23 protein-coding genes are annotated in these 22,307 nt (G+C 38.9%); 2 read left to right on the top strand and 21 right to left on the bottom strand.

Features of this window, described 5'->3' with window-relative positions:
- The gene (locus ABD000_RS03080; protein ID WP_343763666.1) at nucleotides 1-2,043 is read left to right on the top strand and encodes a thioredoxin domain-containing protein; all 2,043 of its coding nucleotides are present in this window, start codon (nucleotides 1-3) and stop codon (nucleotides 2,041-2,043) included.
- Here the strand turns inward: ABD000_RS03080 and tsaB are convergent.
- From tsaB to ABD000_RS03165, 17 genes are all read right to left on the bottom strand, one after another.
- On the bottom strand, nucleotides 2,021-2,683 hold the full coding sequence (gene tsaB, locus ABD000_RS03085; RefSeq protein ID WP_343763670.1) for a tRNA (adenosine(37)-N6)-threonylcarbamoyltransferase complex dimerization subunit type 1 TsaB: 663 nt from the start codon (nucleotides 2,681-2,683) through the stop codon (nucleotides 2,021-2,023). The two genes, ABD000_RS03080 and tsaB, sit on opposite strands and share 23 nt — an antisense overlap.
- Nucleotides 2,683-3,975 (bottom strand): efflux RND transporter periplasmic adaptor subunit, encoded by a 1,293-nt coding sequence (locus ABD000_RS03090; RefSeq protein ID WP_343763673.1) that lies wholly within the window; start codon nucleotides 3,973-3,975, stop codon nucleotides 2,683-2,685. The genes tsaB and ABD000_RS03090 overlap by 1 nt, the downstream gene beginning before the upstream one ends.
- 29 nt (nucleotides 3,976-4,004) lie before the next feature.
- Nucleotides 4,005-5,450: a TolC family protein gene (locus ABD000_RS03095; RefSeq protein ID WP_343763675.1), complete on the bottom strand. Its 1,446-nt coding sequence runs from the start codon at nucleotides 5,448-5,450 to the stop codon at nucleotides 4,005-4,007.
- Between the two features lie 64 nt (nucleotides 5,451-5,514).
- Nucleotides 5,515-6,636 (bottom strand): efflux RND transporter periplasmic adaptor subunit, encoded by a 1,122-nt coding sequence (locus tag ABD000_RS03100; RefSeq protein ID WP_343763677.1) that lies wholly within the window; start codon nucleotides 6,634-6,636, stop codon nucleotides 5,515-5,517.
- Between the two features lie 25 nt (nucleotides 6,637-6,661).
- On the bottom strand, nucleotides 6,662-7,921 hold the full coding sequence (locus ABD000_RS03105) for an ABC transporter permease (protein ID WP_343763679.1): 1,260 nt from the start codon (nucleotides 7,919-7,921) through the stop codon (nucleotides 6,662-6,664).
- A gap of 6 nt (nucleotides 7,922-7,927) precedes the next feature.
- Nucleotides 7,928-9,172, bottom strand: coding sequence for an ABC transporter permease (locus ABD000_RS03110; protein WP_343763682.1), 1,245 nt, complete (start codon nucleotides 9,170-9,172; stop codon nucleotides 7,928-7,930).
- Nucleotides 9,165-9,866, bottom strand: coding sequence for an ABC transporter ATP-binding protein (locus ABD000_RS03115; RefSeq protein WP_343763685.1), 702 nt, complete (start codon nucleotides 9,864-9,866; stop codon nucleotides 9,165-9,167). Before ABD000_RS03115 ends, ABD000_RS03110 begins: the two co-directional genes overlap by 8 nt.
- Nucleotides 9,867-9,977: 111 nt before the next feature.
- The gene (locus tag ABD000_RS03120) at nucleotides 9,978-10,214 is read right to left on the bottom strand and encodes a hypothetical protein (protein WP_343763688.1); all 237 of its coding nucleotides are present in this window, start codon (nucleotides 10,212-10,214) and stop codon (nucleotides 9,978-9,980) included.
- Nucleotides 10,207-10,782, bottom strand: coding sequence for a DUF420 domain-containing protein (locus ABD000_RS03125; RefSeq protein WP_343763691.1), 576 nt, complete (start codon nucleotides 10,780-10,782; stop codon nucleotides 10,207-10,209). The genes ABD000_RS03120 and ABD000_RS03125 overlap by 8 nt, the downstream gene beginning before the upstream one ends.
- Nucleotides 10,775-11,515 (bottom strand): SCO family protein, encoded by a 741-nt coding sequence (locus ABD000_RS03130; protein WP_343763694.1) that lies wholly within the window; start codon nucleotides 11,513-11,515, stop codon nucleotides 10,775-10,777. Before ABD000_RS03130 ends, ABD000_RS03125 begins: the two co-directional genes overlap by 8 nt.
- Nucleotides 11,516-11,518: 3 nt before the next feature.
- On the bottom strand, nucleotides 11,519-12,160 hold the full coding sequence (locus ABD000_RS03135) for a hypothetical protein (RefSeq protein ID WP_343763697.1): 642 nt from the start codon (nucleotides 12,158-12,160) through the stop codon (nucleotides 11,519-11,521).
- Between the two features lie 334 nt (nucleotides 12,161-12,494).
- Nucleotides 12,495-12,851: a cytochrome C oxidase subunit IV family protein gene (locus ABD000_RS03140; protein WP_343763704.1), complete on the bottom strand. Its 357-nt coding sequence runs from the start codon at nucleotides 12,849-12,851 to the stop codon at nucleotides 12,495-12,497.
- A 23-nt stretch (nucleotides 12,852-12,874) separates the two neighbouring features.
- Complete coding sequence (locus ABD000_RS03145) at nucleotides 12,875-13,942, bottom strand: cytochrome c oxidase subunit 3 (protein ID WP_343763707.1); 1,068 nt, start codon at nucleotides 13,940-13,942, stop codon at nucleotides 12,875-12,877.
- 45 nt (nucleotides 13,943-13,987) lie between these two features.
- On the bottom strand, nucleotides 13,988-14,569 hold the full coding sequence (locus ABD000_RS03150) for a cytochrome c oxidase subunit 3 (protein ID WP_343763710.1): 582 nt from the start codon (nucleotides 14,567-14,569) through the stop codon (nucleotides 13,988-13,990).
- On the bottom strand, nucleotides 14,560-15,462 hold the full coding sequence (gene cyoE, locus ABD000_RS03155; RefSeq protein ID WP_343763713.1) for a heme o synthase: 903 nt from the start codon (nucleotides 15,460-15,462) through the stop codon (nucleotides 14,560-14,562). Before cyoE ends, ABD000_RS03150 begins: the two co-directional genes overlap by 10 nt.
- 267 nt (nucleotides 15,463-15,729) lie before the next feature.
- Nucleotides 15,730-17,811, bottom strand: coding sequence for a gliding motility protein RemB (locus ABD000_RS03160; RefSeq protein WP_343763716.1), 2,082 nt, complete (start codon nucleotides 17,809-17,811; stop codon nucleotides 15,730-15,732).
- Nucleotides 17,812-17,932: 121 nt separating this feature from the next.
- Entirely contained in the window at nucleotides 17,933-18,937 is a 1,005-nt protein-coding gene (locus tag ABD000_RS03165) for a T9SS type A sorting domain-containing protein (RefSeq protein WP_343763719.1), read from the bottom strand.
- Nucleotides 18,938-19,000: 63 nt separating this feature from the next.
- Between ABD000_RS03165 and ABD000_RS03170 the strand changes: the two genes are divergently transcribed.
- The gene (locus ABD000_RS03170; RefSeq protein WP_343763723.1) at nucleotides 19,001-19,780 is read left to right on the top strand and encodes a hypothetical protein; all 780 of its coding nucleotides are present in this window, start codon (nucleotides 19,001-19,003) and stop codon (nucleotides 19,778-19,780) included.
- A 17-nt stretch (nucleotides 19,781-19,797) separates the two neighbouring features.
- Here the strand turns inward: ABD000_RS03170 and ABD000_RS03175 are convergent, their stop codons facing one another.
- From ABD000_RS03175 to gcvH, 4 genes are all read right to left on the bottom strand, one after another.
- Entirely contained in the window at nucleotides 19,798-20,520 is a 723-nt protein-coding gene (locus ABD000_RS03175) for an energy transducer TonB (RefSeq protein ID WP_343763726.1), read from the bottom strand.
- 225 nt (nucleotides 20,521-20,745) lie between these two features.
- Entirely contained in the window at nucleotides 20,746-21,465 is a 720-nt protein-coding gene (locus tag ABD000_RS03180; protein WP_343763730.1) for an energy transducer TonB, read from the bottom strand.
- A 66-nt stretch (nucleotides 21,466-21,531) separates the two neighbouring features.
- Nucleotides 21,532-21,915, bottom strand: coding sequence for a VanZ family protein (locus ABD000_RS03185; protein WP_343763733.1), 384 nt, complete (start codon nucleotides 21,913-21,915; stop codon nucleotides 21,532-21,534).
- A complete protein-coding gene (gene gcvH, locus ABD000_RS03190) occupies nucleotides 21,887-22,267 on the bottom strand; it encodes a glycine cleavage system protein GcvH (protein WP_343763736.1) in 381 nt (126 codons plus the stop codon). The genes ABD000_RS03185 and gcvH overlap by 29 nt, the downstream gene beginning before the upstream one ends.
- Nucleotides 22,268-22,307 lie beyond the last annotated feature (40 nt).

Below are 22,307 nucleotides of genomic sequence, written 5' to 3' on the forward strand. Positions count from 1 at the left end.
ATGGATTTTAAACAAAACAACTTAACTCAAGAACGTAGTCCTTATTTACTTCAGCATAAAAACAATCCCGTTCATTGGCAAGCCTATCTTCTTAAAACACTTGATCATGCATTAACCAATGATACATTAATCCTTATCAGTATTGGTTATGCCGCCTGCCATTGGTGCCACGTTATGGAGCATGAGTGTTTTGAAGATGAAGAAGTAGCCGCGATCATGAATGAACACTACGTCAATATAAAAGTCGACAGGGAAGAACGACCAGATGTAGACGCGATTTATATGAAAGCACTTCAACTTATGACCGGGCAAGGCGGTTGGCCCCTTAATGTAATTGCACTACCCAATGGAAAACCTGTTTGGGGCGGCACCTATCTCAATAAAAAACAGTGGATGGGTATTCTGCATCAATTGGCTGATTTATATCAGACCGATCCCGAAAAGATGCGCGAGTACTCCCATAAATTGTATAAAGGGATTAGTGACGACGGACTTATACCAGCGATTCAAGCATCTGATGTACTCAAAGCAGATCTCATTTCATCTGCGGTAGAACAATGGTCAGCTCATTTTGATCATCAATGGGGCGGACTCAACTATTCACCTAAATTCATGATGCCGGTCAATTATGGTTTTCTTATGCATTATGGTTACAGATCAGGAGATAAGATGACTCTGCCGTACACCCTAAAAACCTTAGATATGATGTCTTACGGTGGCGTATATGATCATTTGGGTGGCGGATTCTCTCGCTACAGTGTTGACGAACGCTGGCATGTGCCCCACTTTGAAAAAATGCTGTACGATAATGCACAATTGGTGACCTTATACTCCAATGCCTATAAACTCACTAAAAATGAATGGTACAAAGACGTTGTTGTACAAACCCTACAGTTTATAGCACGGGAACTCACGCATGAATCCGGAGCTTTTTACGCCTCTTTAGATGCCGATAGCTTAAACGCTGAAGGAAATTTAGTCGAAGGAGCGTATTACGTTTGGACGAAGGCCATATTACAGGAACTGCTTCAAGAGAATTATGCGCTATTTGCGGATTATTATAATGTGAATGACTTCGGAAAATGGGAAGATGAGCACTATGTTCTGATTAGAAAAGAAACCCTGGAAGAAATTTCAGTCAAGCACAATCTTAGTCAAGCCGAAGCTGAAGCAATGCTTAACCAATCAAAACAGGTAGTATTAAACCACCGCAATACTCGAAGCAAACCCCGACTTGATAACAAGTGCTTGACTTCTTGGAATGCGCTCATGAGCAGCGGTTGTCTGGAAGCCTATACAGCAACTCAAAACGATTCTTACCTTGAAATTGCACAAAGAAACATTTCATTTCTATTAAAAAACGTATCAAAAAAAGACGGGGGACTTTTTCATACCTGGAAAAAAGGTAGGGCTAGCATCAACGGATTTTTAGAGGATTATGCCGCGGTCATAGAAGCGCTCATCAATTTGTATCAGGTAAGTTTTCAAGAAAAATGGTTGCATGAAGCTGATCGCTTAGCTCAATACTGCCTGGATCAATTTTATAGTGAAGAAAAGAAGCTCTTCTATTTCACCCCAACAGATCAAAAAGACCTCATCTCTAGAAGTATTGAACATGCCGATAATGTGATCCCCGCTTCTAATTCTATCATGGCAAAGAATCTCTGGAAGCTATCGGGTTTTTTTGGAAATACTTTATATCGTGATATAGCGAGAGCTATGCTTGAAGCCGTCACGCCCCTGATTGAAAAATATCCTAGCTCCTATGCCAATTGGTTGGATCTCGCCCTATTAATGACAACACCTTTTTATGAGATCGCCATCACAGGGAAAGATGCTTTTTTGCAGGCACAACGACTAAATATGCAGTACATCCCTCATATAATTATTGCGGCTACCGAACAGGAAAATGAGTTGCCCTTATTACAGCATCGTTTTAATGAAGAAACTACATTTTATATATGTCAGGATTTAGTATGTGGTTTGCCTAAAGATTCGTTGGCAGAGGTAATGAAAGAAATCACCCCGCCACAAAATCCTTAAGATAATACGGCTCAAAATAAGCGACATCTTCAGATTGGGAATTTTTTGTTTTTTGATCGGCTAAGGCGATCATCTCTTTGGCAGACGGAAGTGCTTCGGGATAAAACACAGCATTTTCATGGGTGCAGATTTCTTGAAACTTAGCTACGCCGTTTCCGATAAAGTGCACCTTACCTTTGGTGAGTTCTGTTGCAAACGAATCTTGGGTTAAAATTTCTGCCTTAATTTCTCGCAGTAGTTCATTTTCCGAAGAAAAAACCGCACTATATACTTCCATTCTGCGGGCATCCAACATTGGGATCACCACATCAGTTGGATTAGCTTGAACCTGTTTAGCTAAGGCCTTTAAGGTGTTCACCGCATACAACGGCTTATCCAGTGAGTAGCACAATCCTTTTGCAGCAGAGACGCCTATTCGCAAGCCGGTATATGAGCCCGGTCCTTTACTCACCGCTACAGCGTCTATCTCTCTTAAGTCAACATTTACTTGGTTGAACAATTCCTGGATGTACACGTGCAACCGTTCTGCATGGGAATATTGCTTCCCATTATCCTCTTTGAGTGCAATAAGCTCACCGTCCTGACCAAGCGCTACAGAACAATTGGTGGTACTGGTTTCAATACAAAGCACACGACTCATTACTCGTCGGCTGGTTTGGCTTCAGGTTGATCCTCGCCTTTGACTTCAATTTTGTCACCTGCCTTTAGTGTTTTGGAAACGGTATTATACGGTCCAACAATGACATTTTCATCGCCAGATAATCCTTTCGTGATTTGAATGAACTCGTCGTCTTGTATTCCGGTTTTGATCACTTGCAATTTAGCTTCGTCACCATTTTTTAGAAACACACATTCAAATTTCTCGTCAGACGTTTCTACGGTCGCTTCAGGTTTTTTATCCCCTATTTTTTTGGCCGTTGTATCTGTTTTGATCACAATAGCACTAATGGGAACGGCGATAACCTCTTCGGCTTTATTGGTAATGATATCTACTGTGGCAGTCATACCCGGTCTAAAAGGGGAATAGTACTCTTCTTTTCCTTCCAGTAAGTCTTTGTATGATTTCTCCAGAATGCGCACTTTTACTTTAAAGTTTGTGACCTGGTCTGCCGTTAATGAACTCTCTGCCGAGTTGGCGATCTCTGTCACTATTCCGCTGAATTCTTTCTTTAAATAGGCATCTACCTCAACTTTGGTAGAATCACCTACGTTCACTTTTACGATATCATTTTCATTTACATCTACCTCAACCTCCATATTAGAAAGGTCAGCCACACGAAGAATTTCTGTTCCCGCCATTTGAGCGGTTCCCACTACGCGCTCTCCTAACTCTGCGCTTAGCTTTGAGATGGTCCCGTCCATAGGAGCATAAATGGTGGTTCTCACCAAATTGTCTTGTGCTTGTTTTACTGAAGCTGATACACTTTGTACATTGTAATATGCCGCCTGTCGATTAGCCTGTGCCACTTCAAAATCTGATACCGATCGATCCCAATCTGCTTTTGAGATCACGCCTTTATCAAATAAAGGTTGGTTACGATCGTAATTGAGTTTGGCTACTTTTAGGCTGGCCTCTGCCTGTGCAAGACCAGATTTAGCATTTTGTAAGGATGCTCTAACCTGGCTGAGTGCCGACTGAATCAAATCTGGATTGATGCGTACCAGTAAATCTCCTTTTTTGACCTGCTGACCTTCAACCACAGGAAGTTCAATAATTTCTCCGGAAACCTCTGAAGAAAGACTTACTTCAATCTCTGGTTGGATCTTCCCGGTAGCAGACACTGTCTCTACAATCGTCATACGCTCAACGGGCTCAACGTCAACTTGTTTGAAATTCCCCGATTTCCCGAAGAGTCCTGCTTTCTTACCTACGATAAGGGCAACAAGCAATACAACTACGGTAATAATGATAATCCAGGTTTTTTTACTCATGGTGGTGTAATTTTGTACGTATGGCTAAATTAAAATTTTAATGATGTTGGTTCAACCCCAAAGAATAGCTCCAATACTTTGAGCCTGAAAATATAATCATATTTTGATCGATTTACCTCGATTTTAGCGTTATCGTAGCGTAGTTTGGATTGGCTAAAGTCAAATGCATTGGTGAGACCAACATCATAACGATCTGTTGCGTATTGATAGGCCAATTCTTGAGATTCTAAGGCAGTCAAAGCGGCCTCATATGATTTTAAGGCTCCTTGTGCATCGACATAGGCCTGATATACATTGGACTCCAGATCCAATTCTGTTTGTTCTAACTGGTATTCAGCGTTTTTTAGTGCTATCTTTCTTCGTTTTACATTATTACGGGCAGCAAATCCATTGAAGATAGGAACATTAAGCTGAAATCCATAGGCTAAACCGTCATTACGCCATAGTTGTTCTATAAATGGTAAAGGTTCAATTTCATTAAAAATAAAATTTGGACTATTGGTAAATACAGCTTGATTTGTACCATCTACAAATCCTATTTCAACTAATTCACTTGGATCATTGGGGTCAACAACTTGATCGACTCTATTTCTATCTGATTCCCTGGTATTATAACTCATAAATCCACTCAAGGTAGGATAATATGCCGCACGAGAAATTTGCAAATCTTTTTTTGCCAACTCGGCGTTTTGCTCTGCAATTTTAATCTCGAACCTGTTTTCTCTGGCTGATGAAACAATTTGACCGGCTGAGTTAGTTAATATTTCAGCTCCAGATACCTCATAATCCGTATCTACAACATCAAAATTCTCGTAGTCTTTAATAAGAAGTAATTGTGCAAGACTAATCAATGAAACTTTAAGCTGATTTTCTGCTACGACAATCTGCTGAAGTTCATTGGCATTTGTAGCTTGAATTTCCAGCAAATCTCCCTGAGGTAGCACCCCGCCTTCAACTAAATCTGAGGTTTGCTGAATTTGTTGTTGGGTTACCTCATTTTGAGCTTTAATGACCTTTAAATTTTGTTTGTTAAGCAATGCTTGCAAATACGAATTGGCTACATTGAGCGCAATGTCATTCTTCATTTGTTCCAGATTATAATCTGAAGCAAGCTTGGCAATTTTTGCTCTTTGATACTGACGTTGATTTTGTAGTCCCCTAAAAATATCTACTCCTACGTTCGCCCCGGCAGAAAAGTTTCTGGTGGTTTGAGTTTCTAACACACCGGTAGTAATATTTTGCGTTAAACCAGACTGCCATGCGTTAGAAGCGTTTGCGTTTAAAGTAGGCAGAAAATTACCAAAGGCATCAAACTGATCTACTTCTGCCTGTTCTACATTAAGCTCACTCTGTAAGACAGAAATGTTATTTTCTAGTGCATATGCCACACATTCTTGCAGGGTCCATTTCTTTTGTTGTGCCGTAGCGGTTAGTCCCGTCAATAAGGCTATGATTAAAAATTGATGAAGTTTCATAAATAATTGATGTAATCTGGTTGATAAGTAGGTGAAGTAATCGTAATGTTACAGAAAAAATGAATTATCCTCTTCCTTGGAAGTTCTCTTCAGGTTTAAGAGCGTTCCACACCTTGATTTTGTCGTCTTGATTTAGCCCGCTTTTTATTTCGACAAGGATACCATTGCTTACGCCCAGTTCTACTGCTTTTCGTTCAAACTGTTGGTCACCTGTGGCAATTTCTACAAAAGGCTCTTTGGTTTCCGGATCATATTGAACCAAAGCTTCACTAATCGCCAATACACTATCTGCTTTAGCCAAAATGATGGCTGCATTTGCACTTAAACCAGCCCGTATAAAAATAGAATCTACTTTTTTGAGTGTTCCCTTAATTTCAAATTGAATGGCACCATTTTCTTCTAATCCCTTTGGGGCGATATAATCCAGCACCGCATCAAATTTGGCATTTTCAATCGCTCCCACGGTGATTTCCAGCGGTAGGCCTTCGTTGATTTTGCCTACTTCACTTTCATCTACTTTCCCTTCAAAAATCATTTTCTCAACATCAGCCAAGGTTGCGATGGTGGTTCCATCATTAAAGTTATTGGCTTCAATCACCTGATTTCCTTCTTTAACCGGCACTTCTAATACCATCCCAGATACGGTGGAGCGAATAGAGGTTTGTGCTGCTGTACTCATCCCACTGGTTGTTCCCGTCTTGATGATCTCATAATTTTGACGGGTGCTGATGAGGTCTTGTTTTGCCTGCTCATACGCCACGTTGATCTGGTCAAAATCATTGGCCGAGATAACTCCTTTATCAAATAAGGCTTTTTGGCGGTTGTAAATCTTCTCCTGATTATCCAGTGCAATTTGGGCAGATCGAATCTGGTTTTTGGCGTTATTCAAATTGGAAACATTCGGGACCACTTTAATGGTCGCAATAAGATCTCCTGCTTTGACCTGGTCTCCTGCTTCTATAAAAATTTTGTCGATAATCCCAGAGATGTTTGGTTTGATTAAGACCTCTTCTAACGGGACAATGCTTCCGGTGGCAACCGTTTCTTTTACGATGGTTTGAGTAGAAGGAGTTTCGGTTTCGTAGACTACGGGATCAACCTGATCCTTAACCCATAAATATCGTATGCCGAAAATAAATGCGACAACAATAACCAGTAAGATGATGATAGTACCTGTTCGTTTCATTCGTAATTAATTTGATTGATTTAAGTTATTCCATGCGCAAGGCATCGATGGGTTTCATTTTGGTTGCTTTGGTTGCCGGAATAAACCCGGCTAATAATCCTGAAATAATGAGTATGACCAGTGCAATGAGTGTTACATTTACGTTGACGGAAGGATTCGCGAAATTTTCTACTCCGCCGGGACCCAATAGGTAATTCATCAGCCAAATCCCACCTGCTGCCACGGCTATACCAAACATACCGCTTAGCATTGTTAATACTACAGCCTCTTGTAATATTTGTGCTTTTACATTCCATGGTGTTGCACCAAGTGCTCTTCTTACTCCAATTTCGTTGGTGCGCTCTTTGACCACAATAAGCATGATGTTGCTGATACCTATGACTCCAGACATTAAGATTAAGGTTCCTACGATGTATCCTACTAGAGTAAGAATATCAAAAAGCCCGTTGATACGCCCAAATGCTTCGGCGCGATCAAAATTACCGATTGCTCTTATATCTTCAGGATGAATGGTGCGTTGCTCACGCATGATCTCCAGGATGGTGGGTTTAAGCGACGTAATGCTTACTTCATCATTGGCGGTGATTGCCATCCAGCCTACATTATCGCCCCGATTAAAGGCTTGTGAAAATGTAGTAAATGGAACAAAGATGGTGGTTGCTTCTTCTTCCTGATCGCCTCCACTGCTTCCGGCAGGTTTAAATACGCCTATGACCATAAAGTTAATGCCATTGATCTTGATATATGACCCAATGGGCTCTTCGCCTATGTCATATAATCCTTTCACGACATCTCGCCCTATGACGGCCACCTTCCGCTTTGCGTTAATATCAGAATAGCTTAAAAATCTTCCCTTGGTGATGTCCATGGGTTCCTGATTGATGTATTCAGGATAATCGCCAAAGATTCCGTAAGCGCCGGATTTTTCATTTCTAATTACGTTATTTGCTCCTTGAAATCCGCCTAATTGATTTCTGGGAGAGACATATTTTAACGCGGGTAATTTTCTTTTGAGTGCTTCAACATCGGCCAGTTTAAACTGCACTCCTTTCCCTTTAGGGTTTCCTTTATAGGGTTTAGAGGTAACTTGACCCCACATAAACATGGAGTTGGTGGCAAAATTGCCAAAATCTTTAGAAACTCCATTGCGTAACCCTGTGGTCAATGCTAACAAAAGCACCAAAATAAAAATACCCCAAAACACCCCAAAAGCCGTGAGTAAGGTTCTAAACCTATTGGCATTTAAGGCTTCTAATATTTCGCTCCAACGTTCTCTGTTAAACATATCCTTTTATTCGTCGCGTAAGGCTTCTATAGGTTTTATATTAGCGGCTCTGCGTGCGGGAAAATATCCCGCTAATGTGCCCGCTACAATGATAATCACTACGATGGTAATGGATGTCGCAAAATCTACTCGGGGAAATTTGATAAAATCATTATCCAGCATGGGACTTACAATATTCAAGGCGATCACGCCTAAGAATAAACCCGTAAATCCCGCAATGGCCGTTATAAAAACTGCTTCTTGAAGAATCATGCCTATGATTGAGGAAGGTAGAGCTCCCAGGGCTTTTCTAACTCCTATTTCTTTTGTACGTTCTTTCACTACGATTAACATAATATTGCCAACGCCCACAACGCCGGCAATAATAGTACCTATCCCAATAAACCAAAACACTGCGCTAATGGTGTCAATAAGTCCATAGATTTTTTTGGCCTCCTCTAGGGTGTCGTACACACGCACCCCGTTCGTATCATCTGGGGCGATACTGTATTTATTTTTGATGTCATTCTCTATGCTTTGCGCCAGTGATGCGGAAAGTGCCACCGCATCGTCAAAATTATCTGACATTTGGATGGTATATGCCAATGATCTAAGATTATCTGCACCGTTGAATACGCGTTGAGCTGTGGGAAGCGGAATAAACACGCGTGTTTCTTCCCGTTCTCCCCCGGGATCAGAATATACCCCAATGACCCTAAAATTGATGTCGAAAATTTTAATGGTTTTACCTACTGCATCTTCTTGTTTAAAAATATCTGATTTGACCTGATTTCCAATGACCGCCACTTTGCGCGATTCGGTGATATCTTTTTCATTCAAATACCTTCCTGCAATAAGTGATTCATTTTCTATAAATTGTTGATCTGGATTGGCACCTTCAATGCGGTAATTTCCGGTTTCTTTGCCATAGGTAACTTGTCCGCCCCACAAATTATAAACACCTGTTTTATATTCCAGGTCATCTTCGTATTTGCGATTAATATCCTGAAAGTCTTGATTTCTAAGCTGAATGTATCTCCCCGGGTTTAGACCTTTGTACTCCTTAGTGGTCACTCCGCCCCTTATCGCAATACGATTAGTGGCATCTTGCTCAAACTGACTACGTACGCCATTTTGAATACCGGTACTAAAACCGATGAGTATGATGAGAATTAGCACGCCAGAAAAGACCGAAACCATCGTTAAAAAGGTTTGCAGTTTGTTCTTTCCTAAGGTCTGAAAGATCTCTTGCCAGCGTTCTATATCAAACATGTGCTTTAGCCTTTACCTGATCGACTAAGCGATCATCGATAATTCTTCCATCCTTTAAGTCTACAATACGCTTTGTCATTTGTGCAATATCATGTTCGTGGGTCACCACTAAGATGGTTTTACCCTCATCATTAATGCCCTGGATAAGCTCCATGACTTCATAAGAGGTTTTAGTGTCTAATGCTCCCGTAGGTTCATCTGCCAACAACACCTTGGGTTCGCTGGCTAAAGCTCTGGCAATGGCGACACGCTGTTTTTGACCACCAGAAAGTTGATTAGGTAAATGTGTTGCCCAATCTGCTAAACCCACTTTCTCCAAGTAACTCATGGCTTTATCTACACGTTCCTTACGCTTAATCCCTTGATAATATAACGGCATAGAAACATTATCTAATGCAGTTTTATAACTGATTAAATTAAAGGATTGAAAAATAAAGCCCAGGAATTTATTGCGGTATTTTGCAGCAACTTTTTCAGTGAGGTTTTTTATGGGGAAGCCGTCCAATTCGTACGTGCCTTCATCAGCCTCATCCAACATTCCAAGGATATTTAAGAAGGTAGATTTTCCGGATCCCGAAGATCCCATGATGGAAACTAACTCTCCCTCTTTTGCAGAAAAATTGATTCCTTTTAAAACATGCAGCGAATTCTCTCCTGTTTTATAGGATTTGTGAAGATCTTTAATTTCGATCATAGTGGTTAGATTGATTGATGATATGCCCTTCCTGCTAAGAGAAAGCATACCTTATATGACCTCCAAATTTTAAGATTGTTACAAGAAAAAATGTTATAGAAACGTTAAAAATCATTCTTCTTCAACGGTTCTACTTCTATACATGCGATATACAATGTATCCTACGATACCCACAAGTATATATGGCCATACCATTAAGTACATGATACCATCGTTGATTCCTTCAGCTACACCTTGATTTTCTTCACTTTCCAACACTGCACGGCACATGGCACATTGGGCTTTTCCCTTTAAGGAGAAGAGAATAGAGAAAAGAAAAAAGAGAAAAATACGCTGAGTATTAGACATAATATGGAGAGATCATTAAGTAAACAATTACTCCGGTTACCGCAACATATAACCATAGGGGGAAAGTAATCCTGGCAATTTTCTTATGCTGCTCAAACCTGCCTGCCCAAGCTCTTAGATAGGTAAAAAGCACAAATGGAATGACCACGACAGATAAAACGATATGTGAAATTAAAATGGCATAGTACAAAAATTTGATTTCGTTGATTGCTTCTGCCTCTGTTGCAGACAATACCCCATCGTGATTGGCATCACCAAACACCGTTGGATCTGCTGTGGCGTGGTAGGACACATACATCAATAAAAAAAGTACACTCAATACCATAGAAGATTTAATCAAACGTTCATGATTTTTTCTATTTCCTTTTTTAATCTGAAGCACAGCAACAACCAGAAAAATCGCTGTCAATCCATTAATCCCTGCGTAAATAGGCGGAAGGAAAGTTAGGGGTTCAACTCCAGGCAATCTTAATCTGAATAAGGCTGCCACGGCAATCGGAATAATCACTGAAAGCGCTATAATCCATTTTTTGACCGTCTTTTCGCGTTCTATACTTATGCTACTCATCGTTTAATAGTCGATTTATATCTTCAATTAACTCTTCAATTTGCGGAGTCTCTTCTCCTTCTAGTACATTGGCATCATGCGCAATAGCTCCGCGATAATAGATAATAGGATTACCAAAGCGATCTATACGCGAACGAATGTATCCTTCCTGATCCACTAAAATAAAATGTCCCAGGTGTTCAAAGCCGCCATCGACTTCTGGATTTTCTGCTGCATAAATAGAAAATCCCTGATTGGCTAATTGGTAAATTTCTTCCTGATCGCCGGTCATCAAATGCCAGTTAGGGTTAGTAACCCCATAACTATCTGCATAGGCTTTTAATACTGCAGGGGTATCTGTTTTAGGGGTAATGCTAAACGAAGCTATACCAAAATCCACCGTATCATTAATCTTATTTTGGACCTCAATGAGATTACTGGTCATCACCGGGCAAATCGTAGGACAAGAAGTGAAGAAAAAATCTGCTACATACACTTTACCTGCGTAATTTTCATTAGAAATAGTATTGCCATGTTGATCCACGAATTCAAATTGTGGTGCTTTTTTGAGCTTCCCGTTAATTTTAAGAAAGCCGAGTTCTCGCTGCTCTTCTTCGCGTTCTGTCCCTTCAATATTGAGTCGATCTTTTCTGGTGATATCTCCCTCGCTTACACGATCAATGATCTTCGGGATAAAAATAATCCCCATCACTAAGATAACAAATGATATGCCTATGTATGAATAATTCTTCATTGCTTAATTCTTACGATCTGCCTTATACTTTTTGAGTGCAAGCCTATATTCTGCCAGGATAACTTTTATATCATCATTAAACTTATCGCTAATCTCCCCAACCGATGCGGTATCATACCCATAATGGATGGGTTTTTCCTCATCATCTCTGCCACGCAGATTGACATCTTTATCAATAATGAATGCAAACGGAGTCGCTAAGTCGCTGTTGAGTTTCAAATTGGTTTGCAAACTTTGAAAGAGATTATTTATTTGTGCCGAAGTACCAAAAGCAAAACGCCATTTTTTAGTATCGCCGTACTGCTCCAGTTTGTCTAAGATTTCTTTAGCCTCTTCTTGATTACCTTCGGGGAGTACTACCACAAACTGAAAATCTTGAAATTCACTATATCGCTTATAAATCTTTTCATTCACGTTAAACATATTTCCCTGCATTTGCGAAGGTTCGTTACCGAAAAAACTTAGAATTGTTATGTGATCTTTAAAAGAAACCGGAGTTCCATCTAGTGTTTTAAAAGAATCTACAGAAGCAATATTTTGGGTTACTACCGGAAGCTTGGCAAAATTATTTACCCCTGAAGAGAAGAAAAGATACGCCACAATAGGAAGCGCAAACAATACTACAAGTACAAAAGTCTTCTTCATAAAAATCTCCTCTTTATTTCTATGTGCAAAAATAAAAAAAGACGGCCTCAATTGCCGTCTTTTCTATTACTTTAATTTACCGAATCTTGAAAGATAAGAACCCCAAACAAGTTGTGGATAGTTGACTACATCTTTTAACTGTGCCGAAGGCTAGCTAAGAAAAAGTTTCGTTTGATGAGATCCCCAATCAAGTTTAGGATAATTCGACTAGTCAGTTTTACATCGCCGAAGGCTAGCTAGATAGTACTTACACTTCAAAAGATCCCCAACCGAGTTGGGGATAGTTCGGCTTTATCTTTTAGCTGCGCCAAAGGCTAGCTAAAAGATAGTCTCACTAAAAGTCCCAAGCTTTGTATCCTTCTTTGTACACACTGTACACGTAATCACCTTCGGTTAAGAGAATAGCGATTAAATAACAGATCAAGAAAATTGCTGTCCAAACTACTGCACGACGTAATCCTTTGGTTTCATGCTCCATGTGCATGAACGCCCAGGTAATATAGTATGCTTTATATAAGGTAAGAATGATGAAAATCCAGTTAAGAAGTTTCATCTTTACAAAATAGGTCTCAACTAAAACCGCTGGTTTGATGATACCTAAAACTACCTCTACTAAGGTTACTACTGATAATAGCGCGAAAACAAACCAAATTCTTTTTACTGCGCCGCTATGTGCTGTATCGTGTGCCATACTATTGAACTGCTATAACTTTTTTAAACGAGGTAGAAAAATGTGAATACAAATACCCAAACTAAATCAACAAAGTGCCAATAGAGTCCGACTTTTTCTACCATTTCATAACTCTTTCTTTTTTCGTACGTTCCAATAATCACATTAAAGAAAATAATGATATTGAACATTACTCCAGAGAATACGTGAAACCCGTGAAATCCTGTAATGAAGAAAAAGAAATCTGCAAAGAGCGGAGTCCCGTATTCGTTTCGGGTGAGGTTTGCACCTTCAACTACGAGTACTGCATCGCGTTCAAGGCGCATCTCTGACATTTCTCTATTATAAATTCCTTTGGCTCCAACCTCATCCGCATTAATCAACTCACGTTCTAATTTTTCCGCGTAAGCGACATCTTTAGGATTTTTAGAAGCTTTCAATTCCTCAATATTAGGCACTAAGATCTGACCTCTCACCAACACATCTTTGTTTTGCATGAAGCCTTCTTTTACTTCGGTAATTGAATAGGTAGGCAAGGAACCTCCATCTTCATACCACACCCCATTTTTATCTAAATGCTCTTCACGAACATCTGGATTCATCACAGCAAATTCTTCTAATCCAACACGCTCACCTTCAGCATCTACAAACTGAAGAATATTACCTGAACGAGTTTCTACTGCTCCATACTCCCCTTTGATAAAGTTTTTCCACTCCCAGGCTTGAGAACCAACAAAAATAGCTCCGCCAATAACGGTGAGAAACATATAGATGATTACCTTTTTTTGTTGCATTTTATGACCTGCATCCACGGCAAGAACCATGGTAACCGAAGAGAAAATAAGGATGAACGTCATTAAAGCAACGTAATACATAGGAGCATCTACTCCATGTAGAAACGGAAAGTGATTAAACACCTCATCTGCAATAGGCCAAGAATCGATGTATTTGAACCTTGAAAATCCATAGGCCGCTAGAAAGCCTGAAAATGTCAAGGCATCTGAGAGGATAAAGAACCACATCATCATTTTACCATAACTGGCTCCAAGTGGCTGATTACCACCACCCCATACTTTATCTTCTGTGCCTGTGCTTACCGTAGTAGCTTCCATATATTAACGTATCAGTATAAACTTGGACAAAAATAGCGAATTAAATTATTTCACGAAAGCGAAAAAGAATAACAATAGCACCCACAAAATGTCTACAAAATGCCAGAAAATCTCTCCTAATTCAAAACCTAACATTTGTTGAGGGGTGTACTTGCCCCTTAATTGATTCGTCATCACGACAAGAAGCACGATAATACCTGCGCTTAAGTGAAGAAGATGTAATAATACAATGACGTAAATAAATGAGGTCGTAATCGTACTTTCTGCCCCGGTTACATAGTACCCCGATGAGATGAAGTTTTGAAATCCTTCTAACTGAAAGAAAACAAATACCAGTCCAAGCACCACGGTAAGTCCCAAAAATAGTGTAGTTTTTGAACGGTCATTTTTCTTTAGAAAAAATCGTGCTGCTATGATGGTTATACTACTTAATACTACTGCTACTGTTGAATAAATGAATGGCATGGGTAAATTAAAATCGCTTATCCAGTCCGGGCGATTACTACTCACGATATACGCACTGGTCAATCCTGCAAAGGTCATGACCATGCTGATAATACCAAACCATAACATCATTTTTCGCGATCTGGCGTGTTTCTCGTATTGTGTCCCTTGGGTTAAATCCATGTTCTAATTAATTTATCTCCTACGTAAATGATTTGCAATAGTGTAATGTAAGATACACTGGCAAACATGAGTGATTTTGCCGTTTTTTCATCTCTTTTTCTATACAGCATGATTGCATAATAGAGCATCCCGCTACCAATAATAGCGATCAGAATTCCAGAGATTGGCGTGAGGTATAAATCGCCTGTTACTCCCAGTGCTGGAATAAGGGAAGCAATTATGGTCCAAATGGTATACAGCACAATTTGAATCGCCGTTTTTTGATCTCTTTTACCCGTGGGTAACATAAAAAATCCCCCGCGTTTATAATCATCATACAACCACCAGCCTAATGCCCAAAAATGCGGAAACTGCCAAAAAAATTGGATCATAAACAAGGTTCCAGGCTCTATGCTAAAATCATCAGTCGCAGCTACCCAACCCATCATAAATGGTATTGCCCCAGGAATAGCACCTACAAAAACACTCAACGGAGTTTTAGTCTTTAACGGAGTGTATACACTTACATACAGAAAGATCGAAACTGCACCAAAAAGTGCGGTGGTAGGATTGATAATATATAGAATCCCCAATCCAAGCGCAGTGAAGATACTGGCAATGATGAATGCGGTTTGAACCGACATACGACCTGAAGGAATCGGTCTATTTCTTGTGCGATTCATCAATATATCCAAATCCTTCTCAATGATTTGATTATAGGCATTTGATGCACCCACCATAAAATAGCCGCCAATGGTGAGCAAAAGTAGCGTGACAAAATTGATGGTATCTGCTCCTAAGAAATATCCTGCGATAGCCGATAGCACGACACTCATCGCCAATCGAATCTTGGTAATTTCTTTAAAGTCTGTGATGAAAGAAATGGACGCTTTATGTACTGCTGTATTACTCAAAAAATCTTCGTATCAAATTTTTTGCAAAGATACTGCACAAAAGCCATTTAGGACGAATGAACGCGTGTTAATTTACAGGATAAATAGATTTGCATCTCGCTCCTATATTTACTTTACTGAATCTTTATGTTTTATGTTTGATCCTACTTTAAATAAATTGAATAAACGTTAATATGAATATTATACACCTAGATCCGCCGAAGTAGCGAAATTAATTCAATTTCTCTTTTTGATAGCTTTTAAAACGACTTATCAAAAAGAGTTTCACTAATAATCATAATACCAATTAAAGATATCTGTTCTTAACCCAAAATTTATCCATGTGGTGGAACTTTCTTGATTAAGCGCAGTATTTACTTCAGGATTAAAGTCACGGTAGATCACACTTCCATAAAGTTTTAGGTTAGTTGCGGGATTGACTAAATAGCCCACTTCTAATTCTCCAAAGAAGGAATCGGTAGTGTTTCCTTGACCGATTTCAATACTCGTATCGCCTGGTCTAAATTCTTCATCACGATAGATATTTCCACCAAAATAAACTGCATCATCTTCATCGCTTAAATCAAAGCCGCGTTTGCCAATTATAGCTTTAGCGTGTCCAAACCAGCGCTTGTTTCTGTAACGTGCAATGCCCACAAATTCGCTAAAGTTTGCACCCCATAAATGCGCCATAGGTTGATTGGCGTGTCCGTAGTTTAATACAATCGTGTTGTGCGAATAGGTATACGGCCGAACGCGGTTATACTCTGCTTGTAAATGAAGGTTATTGATTTTGAAAGCATTAAAATATTTAAGTCCCAGTTGATATCCCAATTTATTTTGCCAAGCTCCGTCATTGCTAAATACAGCGTCACTAGAAAACTCATCAATAATAAATTGCCCGTATGCATTGATCTGATCGGTAAATTTAAACTTAGAACTCAGTCCTATAATCGCATTCCCGCCACGTGAACCGGTAGAGAATTCTATAGCTCTATAAAAAATTACCGGGTTGAGATAGTTAAAATCGAAGCCACGTTGGTTGTCATCCTGCCAGATAACTGATTCAAATAATCCAATGTTTAATCGCTTAGACACATTATAACTCAAATAGTGATTGGCGATAAATTTTGTTCTAAATGAACCATTCTCGGTTACTTCTGGTCGTACATCTCTCAATGACATCCAGGTATTCGTATATTTTATTTTCCAAAAGGTTGTATTCAGTTTTAAAAATGGATGCGGGCTGGCGACATCACTTAGCAATAAGGACCTGTATCCATCACCTATAAAGTTGTTTCCATGACCCAGCTGTAGATTAAAGAACTTACTTGGCGAATACGATATATGACCTTCTGCCACAGGGTAATCGTAGGCATCCTCTTTAAAGCGCTTTGCTATACCACGACCAGGGATAATTGCCGGGTTACCCCCATCTGGCCGAAGGGATTCTGCTATCTCATTAAAATATCGGGCGAATCTTCCTTGACTCTCTTGTACAGTTGTCCAAAAACTAATCTTCTTTCCAATCCCCCCTTGCACGATAGCAGCACGCGTATTATTAAAGGTATAGTCATTTGACTCACTATCATTCCCCAACTGTAAGTCCGCAGCAATATCTCCTGTAATCCAATAGTCCTTTCCCGTAACGCGTATCAAATGTTCGTTAAACACTTTTCGCCCCAGCCATGAATCAATCTTTAGAGCTATTTTTTCTTGCTCTTCTTCAAACTTGTAATAACGATTTACATCTTGATAAATAAAAGGTTTTGAAGCAGTATGGCTGTTGGTGCCGATCGCATTCATTTCATCATCAAAACGACTGTATACCTCATGAGACAGCGGAATGTTAATTGAACTTGTTGCCTGCTGATTTTTATACGGAAGGTTTTTAACCTCCTCAAATTCTTTGGTTGCAGATGTAGCAGTAGAGCCAGATGAGTTGGCTGTAGTTGTTTTCTGAAACGTAAAATCTAACGGAATCTTAATCGGCATACGGTATTGCGCATACGTTGGATTGCTGTTATAGGTAGCCGGCTGAATCTGCGGAAGCTCCTGAAAAATTCGTTTTAATTCTGCTTTTACGTCTTCATGAAATGCATCTATGTACAAGATGTTGAATGTTCCGGTTTTATCTACTTCAAATAAAATCGTGGCTTCACCCTGATAGTCTTTTTCTTTTACTACCTGCGGAAGCTCAAAATTCTCTTTGATATATGCTTTGAGGGTATTATTAAAGCATATTTCCTGATCAGCATACGCTACCTCACCACACTGCGGAAAAACAGGATAGCTTTCGTAAGAAGAGGTAGTGGTTTGAGCAAATATAGAATGGCCTACAGCTAAAAGAAGGCAAAGAAATAACTTCATTGGGGGCTTTGTAACATTCATAAGACGCCTGAAAGATACGGTTTTTGATAAATTTGGTCTATGGTCTAAATAAAAAAACCCCAAGGATTACCTTGAGGTTTAATTGAAATAATTTGTTTGCTTAGCGCTTGATCACTTTCAAGGTAATCTGTTGATTTTCTGTTGCTATTCTTGCCATATATACGCCTGATGATAAATTACTTGCGTTAATTTTACCATTTCTGGAAGAAAGAACACGCTTTCCTAAGACATTATATATTTCAACGCGCTGTATAGTTTCTTTGCTTGACGAGAACACCCATTGATCAGTAGTTGGATTAGGAAATACACGTACCGTTGTGGCATTATCTACCTCATCAACAGATAGTGCACTATCTGCAAAAGAGAACGCCCCGGTTATACGATTGAATGTGATATCATAAACTCCGGGAGGTACTGCTATATCGGCACCATCTTGAACGCCAATACCGCTTGGAAAATCATCACTCCCCCAATTGGTTGTCCAATCAAGATTATATCTAAATTTTACGTCACCTCCATCAGTTTCAAAGTTTTTTAAGGTATATTCTTCCAGATCACGGGAGTTCAATCCAATATCAGTAGCATTATTCCCATTAGGCCACCCATTTGCACCAGGCCCTACCAATCCTACTAAATTATCATCTTCTTCAAACGTGTATTCTGCGGTTTGACGATTAAAACGTATTTTCCAATAGCCAGGCGGTATTGCTACATTTTTGCCAGATTCATCTGCTGTACCAGATGGAAAATCATCAGCACTCCACTGTACATCCCAACTTCCATCTTCTCTAAAACGCGCCTCTCCACCGTTAGTGTAAAATGCATTGGTATAATATTCTATATTGTCATCAGTATAGAAAATGAGATCAAAATCAACAATATCTGTATTATATTGATTATTACCATCATTTCCGTTATTCGCACCGTTACCATTGCTATTCCCTTGGCCGTTGCAGTTCCCATTCCCATTATTCATGCATTCTTCATCCATAAATATGTCGTCTGGCCAACCATTCACAGCAGAACCCACCAAGCTAATAGATTGGGCGTTAGCTGTATATAACGTACTGATAAAAAATAAAAATAGAAGTAAATATTGTTTCATAGTAAGCAAATTTTAGATTATTTTGGGGGCATTCGTACACGCGAAAGTATAAAAATTATAGATATGAAGAAACGAGATTTAACAAAAATTTTCTTTTCCATTGTAATTCTAGCCTTAATTCTAGCACTCTGTTACACCATTTATACTTACGCTATTCTTCAAGATTCTTCAGTATTGGTTGTACAATACATTGTGAAAGTGGTTATCTGCTTGTTGTTTGCCGCGTATTTTCTTAGAAAACCTAAAGAAGAAAAAAATTATTGGCTATTAACCCTCATACTTACATTCACCTTAGCGAACGCATGTTATTTTTTATATTACTATGTTAATCCCACTAGAGAGTCGAATAACTTATTCTGGTTAAATAATGTTGGAGGAATTTCTCAACTTGTGGGATATGCTTGTATTTTAGTTGAAATTTTTCGTCATCAAAAACTTAATTTTTATAAAAATAATTGGCTCTATGCGTTGGGAATAGCCATTATACTTGGATACACTTCTTACTTAGTCATTAGTTTTCTCCCTTCCCCAATCTTTGATGTTAGGAATTTAATCACACTTATATATATAATAACAGTTAGTCTACTCTTGTTCTCTTCTTTTGTGAATTTTGTTTCAACCTCTTCTCCTAAGGGCTTAATTATGTTTATCGCCTGTATATTGTTTTTAGTTGCCGAATATGTATCAATCCTTGCCTATACGTATTTCATAGAAAAAACAGGCAGCTTCATTCTAATTTTAATGTATGACATCCTTCCTTTTGCAGCCATAGGTCTACTTATAAGATATACCTCTTTTAAAGGTCTTATACGTGATAATTTTAATTATTCCAGTGAATTGTAGCAGGAGATAAACCTATTTTAATTAAGATTCAATCGAATGGGTACACTGTACAGCACCTCAACCGCATTACCATTGTGATTGCCCGGCGTCATGACCGGTATTTTACTAATCACCCGCTTTGCTTCTTCTTCTAACTTTTTATGAGGCGCTCTGGCTTTAATTTTTACTACCTCACCTTGTTGATCTATGCTAAAAGTCGTGTAAATTACATGTTCTCCTTTTAACCCCAAATCTGCACCCAGATCAGCATTGAAATATTTTTGAATGATCGATGTAATGTTCTCTGAAAGACATTGGATTCTGCCCTTATTATCGGTCATGGTTTCACACCCCGGGAATATGGGAACTTCTTCTACTACAACAATACTTATAGGCACCACAGATTCAGGGATTGGTTCGTTAAATTTAGGCTCATCTGTAGTTGGCTGATCTTGATTTAGAAAATCATCAACATCCACATCCGGCGTATGATCAGGCACCACGGTAGGTGGTTTTTGAGAAGGAGCTTTCTTTTTAAGTTCGTTTTGTTTGAGCTGTTCTTTTTTTTCTTTTTCGACCCTTACCTCGGTCATGCTGTAGGGTGTATCATCTGGATCAATCTCAACTTTAGAAGTAATTGGACTGGCAGAAACGGTTTTTAGATTTAGAAAAAATATCACCAGTAACATACTGGTTATAAGTCCCACTTGAAAATTGATGATTCCGTTTGATTTTACCGTGAGGTCGTGCTTGCTGCTCATAACAAGAATTTTTAAGTGAATAATTCTTCTAGATTATCAACAAACATTCCGAAAATAGAATTACACAGATTTTTTTGTTAATTGAGCTAAGTATTTTTAAAATAAATCTCTTTCATATATCATATTCAAGGTAATCGTTCAATTTTATGATAAACATGATAAGGCCTTAAAAACAAAAAACCCATTTGATTGCTCAAATGGGTTTTACTATAGTTTATCGTGAGATTAATCTTGCACCTGAAATACGATAGGTAAAGAATATAATACCCCAACAGGTTGCCCACGTTGCTTACCAGGTGTCATACTCGGTAATAATTTTACCACGCGCTCAGCTTCTTTCCCTAATCTGGGATGTGGTGCTCTTGCCCGTACATTGACAATATTTCCTTTTTTATCAATTTTAAAGGCAACAAAAACACGGTTAATCCCGCTAAGACCTAATTCTGCTCCAAGATCAGAGTTGAATTTTTTCTTGATAAATTTATCTACTTTTTCACTCATACAGGCTTTACGCTCTGCATTGGTTTTCATTTTTTCACACCCGGGAAAAACAGGAACATTTTCAATTACTGCAAAAGGTACATCGGCAATTTCTTCTTCTACCTCTTCTACAATTTCTTGAACCTCAACAATTTCTTCTTGAGAAGATTCTGTGGATTCAATAATTGTTTCTTCTACCTCTTCCTCGTCCTCTACTACTTCAATGACCTCTGGAGCTGGTGGTGGAGGCGGTGGTGGAGGTGGGGTATTCAATTGTTCTGTAATTGGAATATCTTCATCATCCAAATCGCCTAAATCAAGCTGACCTATATCGATTCCTTCGTCGTCATATGATTTCCACTCTATTGCTCCGTACGTAAGAGCTAAAATTAAAGCCAGTCCTATTTGAAAGAAGAGCATGCTTCTTTTGCTTAGGTCTGCTTTAGGATTTTTCTTAGGTTCCATATTCGTTTAAATTACAGGTTTGCTAATGTACTTATTTTTTATAAAAATCTAAATTAATTACACGAATTAACGTTTTTCGAGTTTATTCTTCTTCCGCGAAAGCGAAATTACCAGTATTACTGCAATAATCACTCCAATTAAATTCGCTAGCATATCGTATAGATCCAACGACCGATCGACCGTAAATTGCTGTTGTAAAAACTCAATGATTATGCCATATGTTATAATCAACAATGCAATAAAGGTTATTTTTAATGTAGAGTGAACGATAAACATCCACAAAAAAGAAAGTACGAAATAAGCTCCTATGTGAAATAATTTATCTGCATACGCTGTATGGGCAGCCGGTATTCCAGATATACTTATCAGCGAAGCAATGGTGAGTAAGGTGGTATATCCTACTGCGACTGCAATCCTGAGCTTATCCACCCACCAATTCTTGATAGGCATCGCTTTTCAATAATTCTTCAACCTGATTTTGATCGGCGATTTTCATCTTTATCATCCAACCTTCTCCATAGGGATCTGTATTAACCAATTCAGGCTCATCTTCTAACGCTTCATTGAACTCTAGAATTTCTCCAGATAACGGCAAAAAAAGATCAGATACTGTTTTCACCGCCTCAACGGTACCAAAAACTTCTTCCTGATCCATGGACTCTCCCACAGTTTCTACTTCAACATAAACGATATCTCCTAACTCGCCTTGAGCAAAATCAGTAATTCCAACGGTCGCAGTATCACCGTCAATTTTAATCCATTCGTGGTCTTTTGTATAGTGCAGATCTGCAGGTATATTCATGATAAATAGTTTTTGTAAAAATAAACGATTCTACCTGATT

Origin of the sequence: Gangjinia marincola (assembly GCF_039523415.1) — a bacterium.
Taxonomy (GTDB): Bacteria; Bacteroidota; Bacteroidia; order Flavobacteriales; family Flavobacteriaceae; genus Gangjinia; species Gangjinia marincola.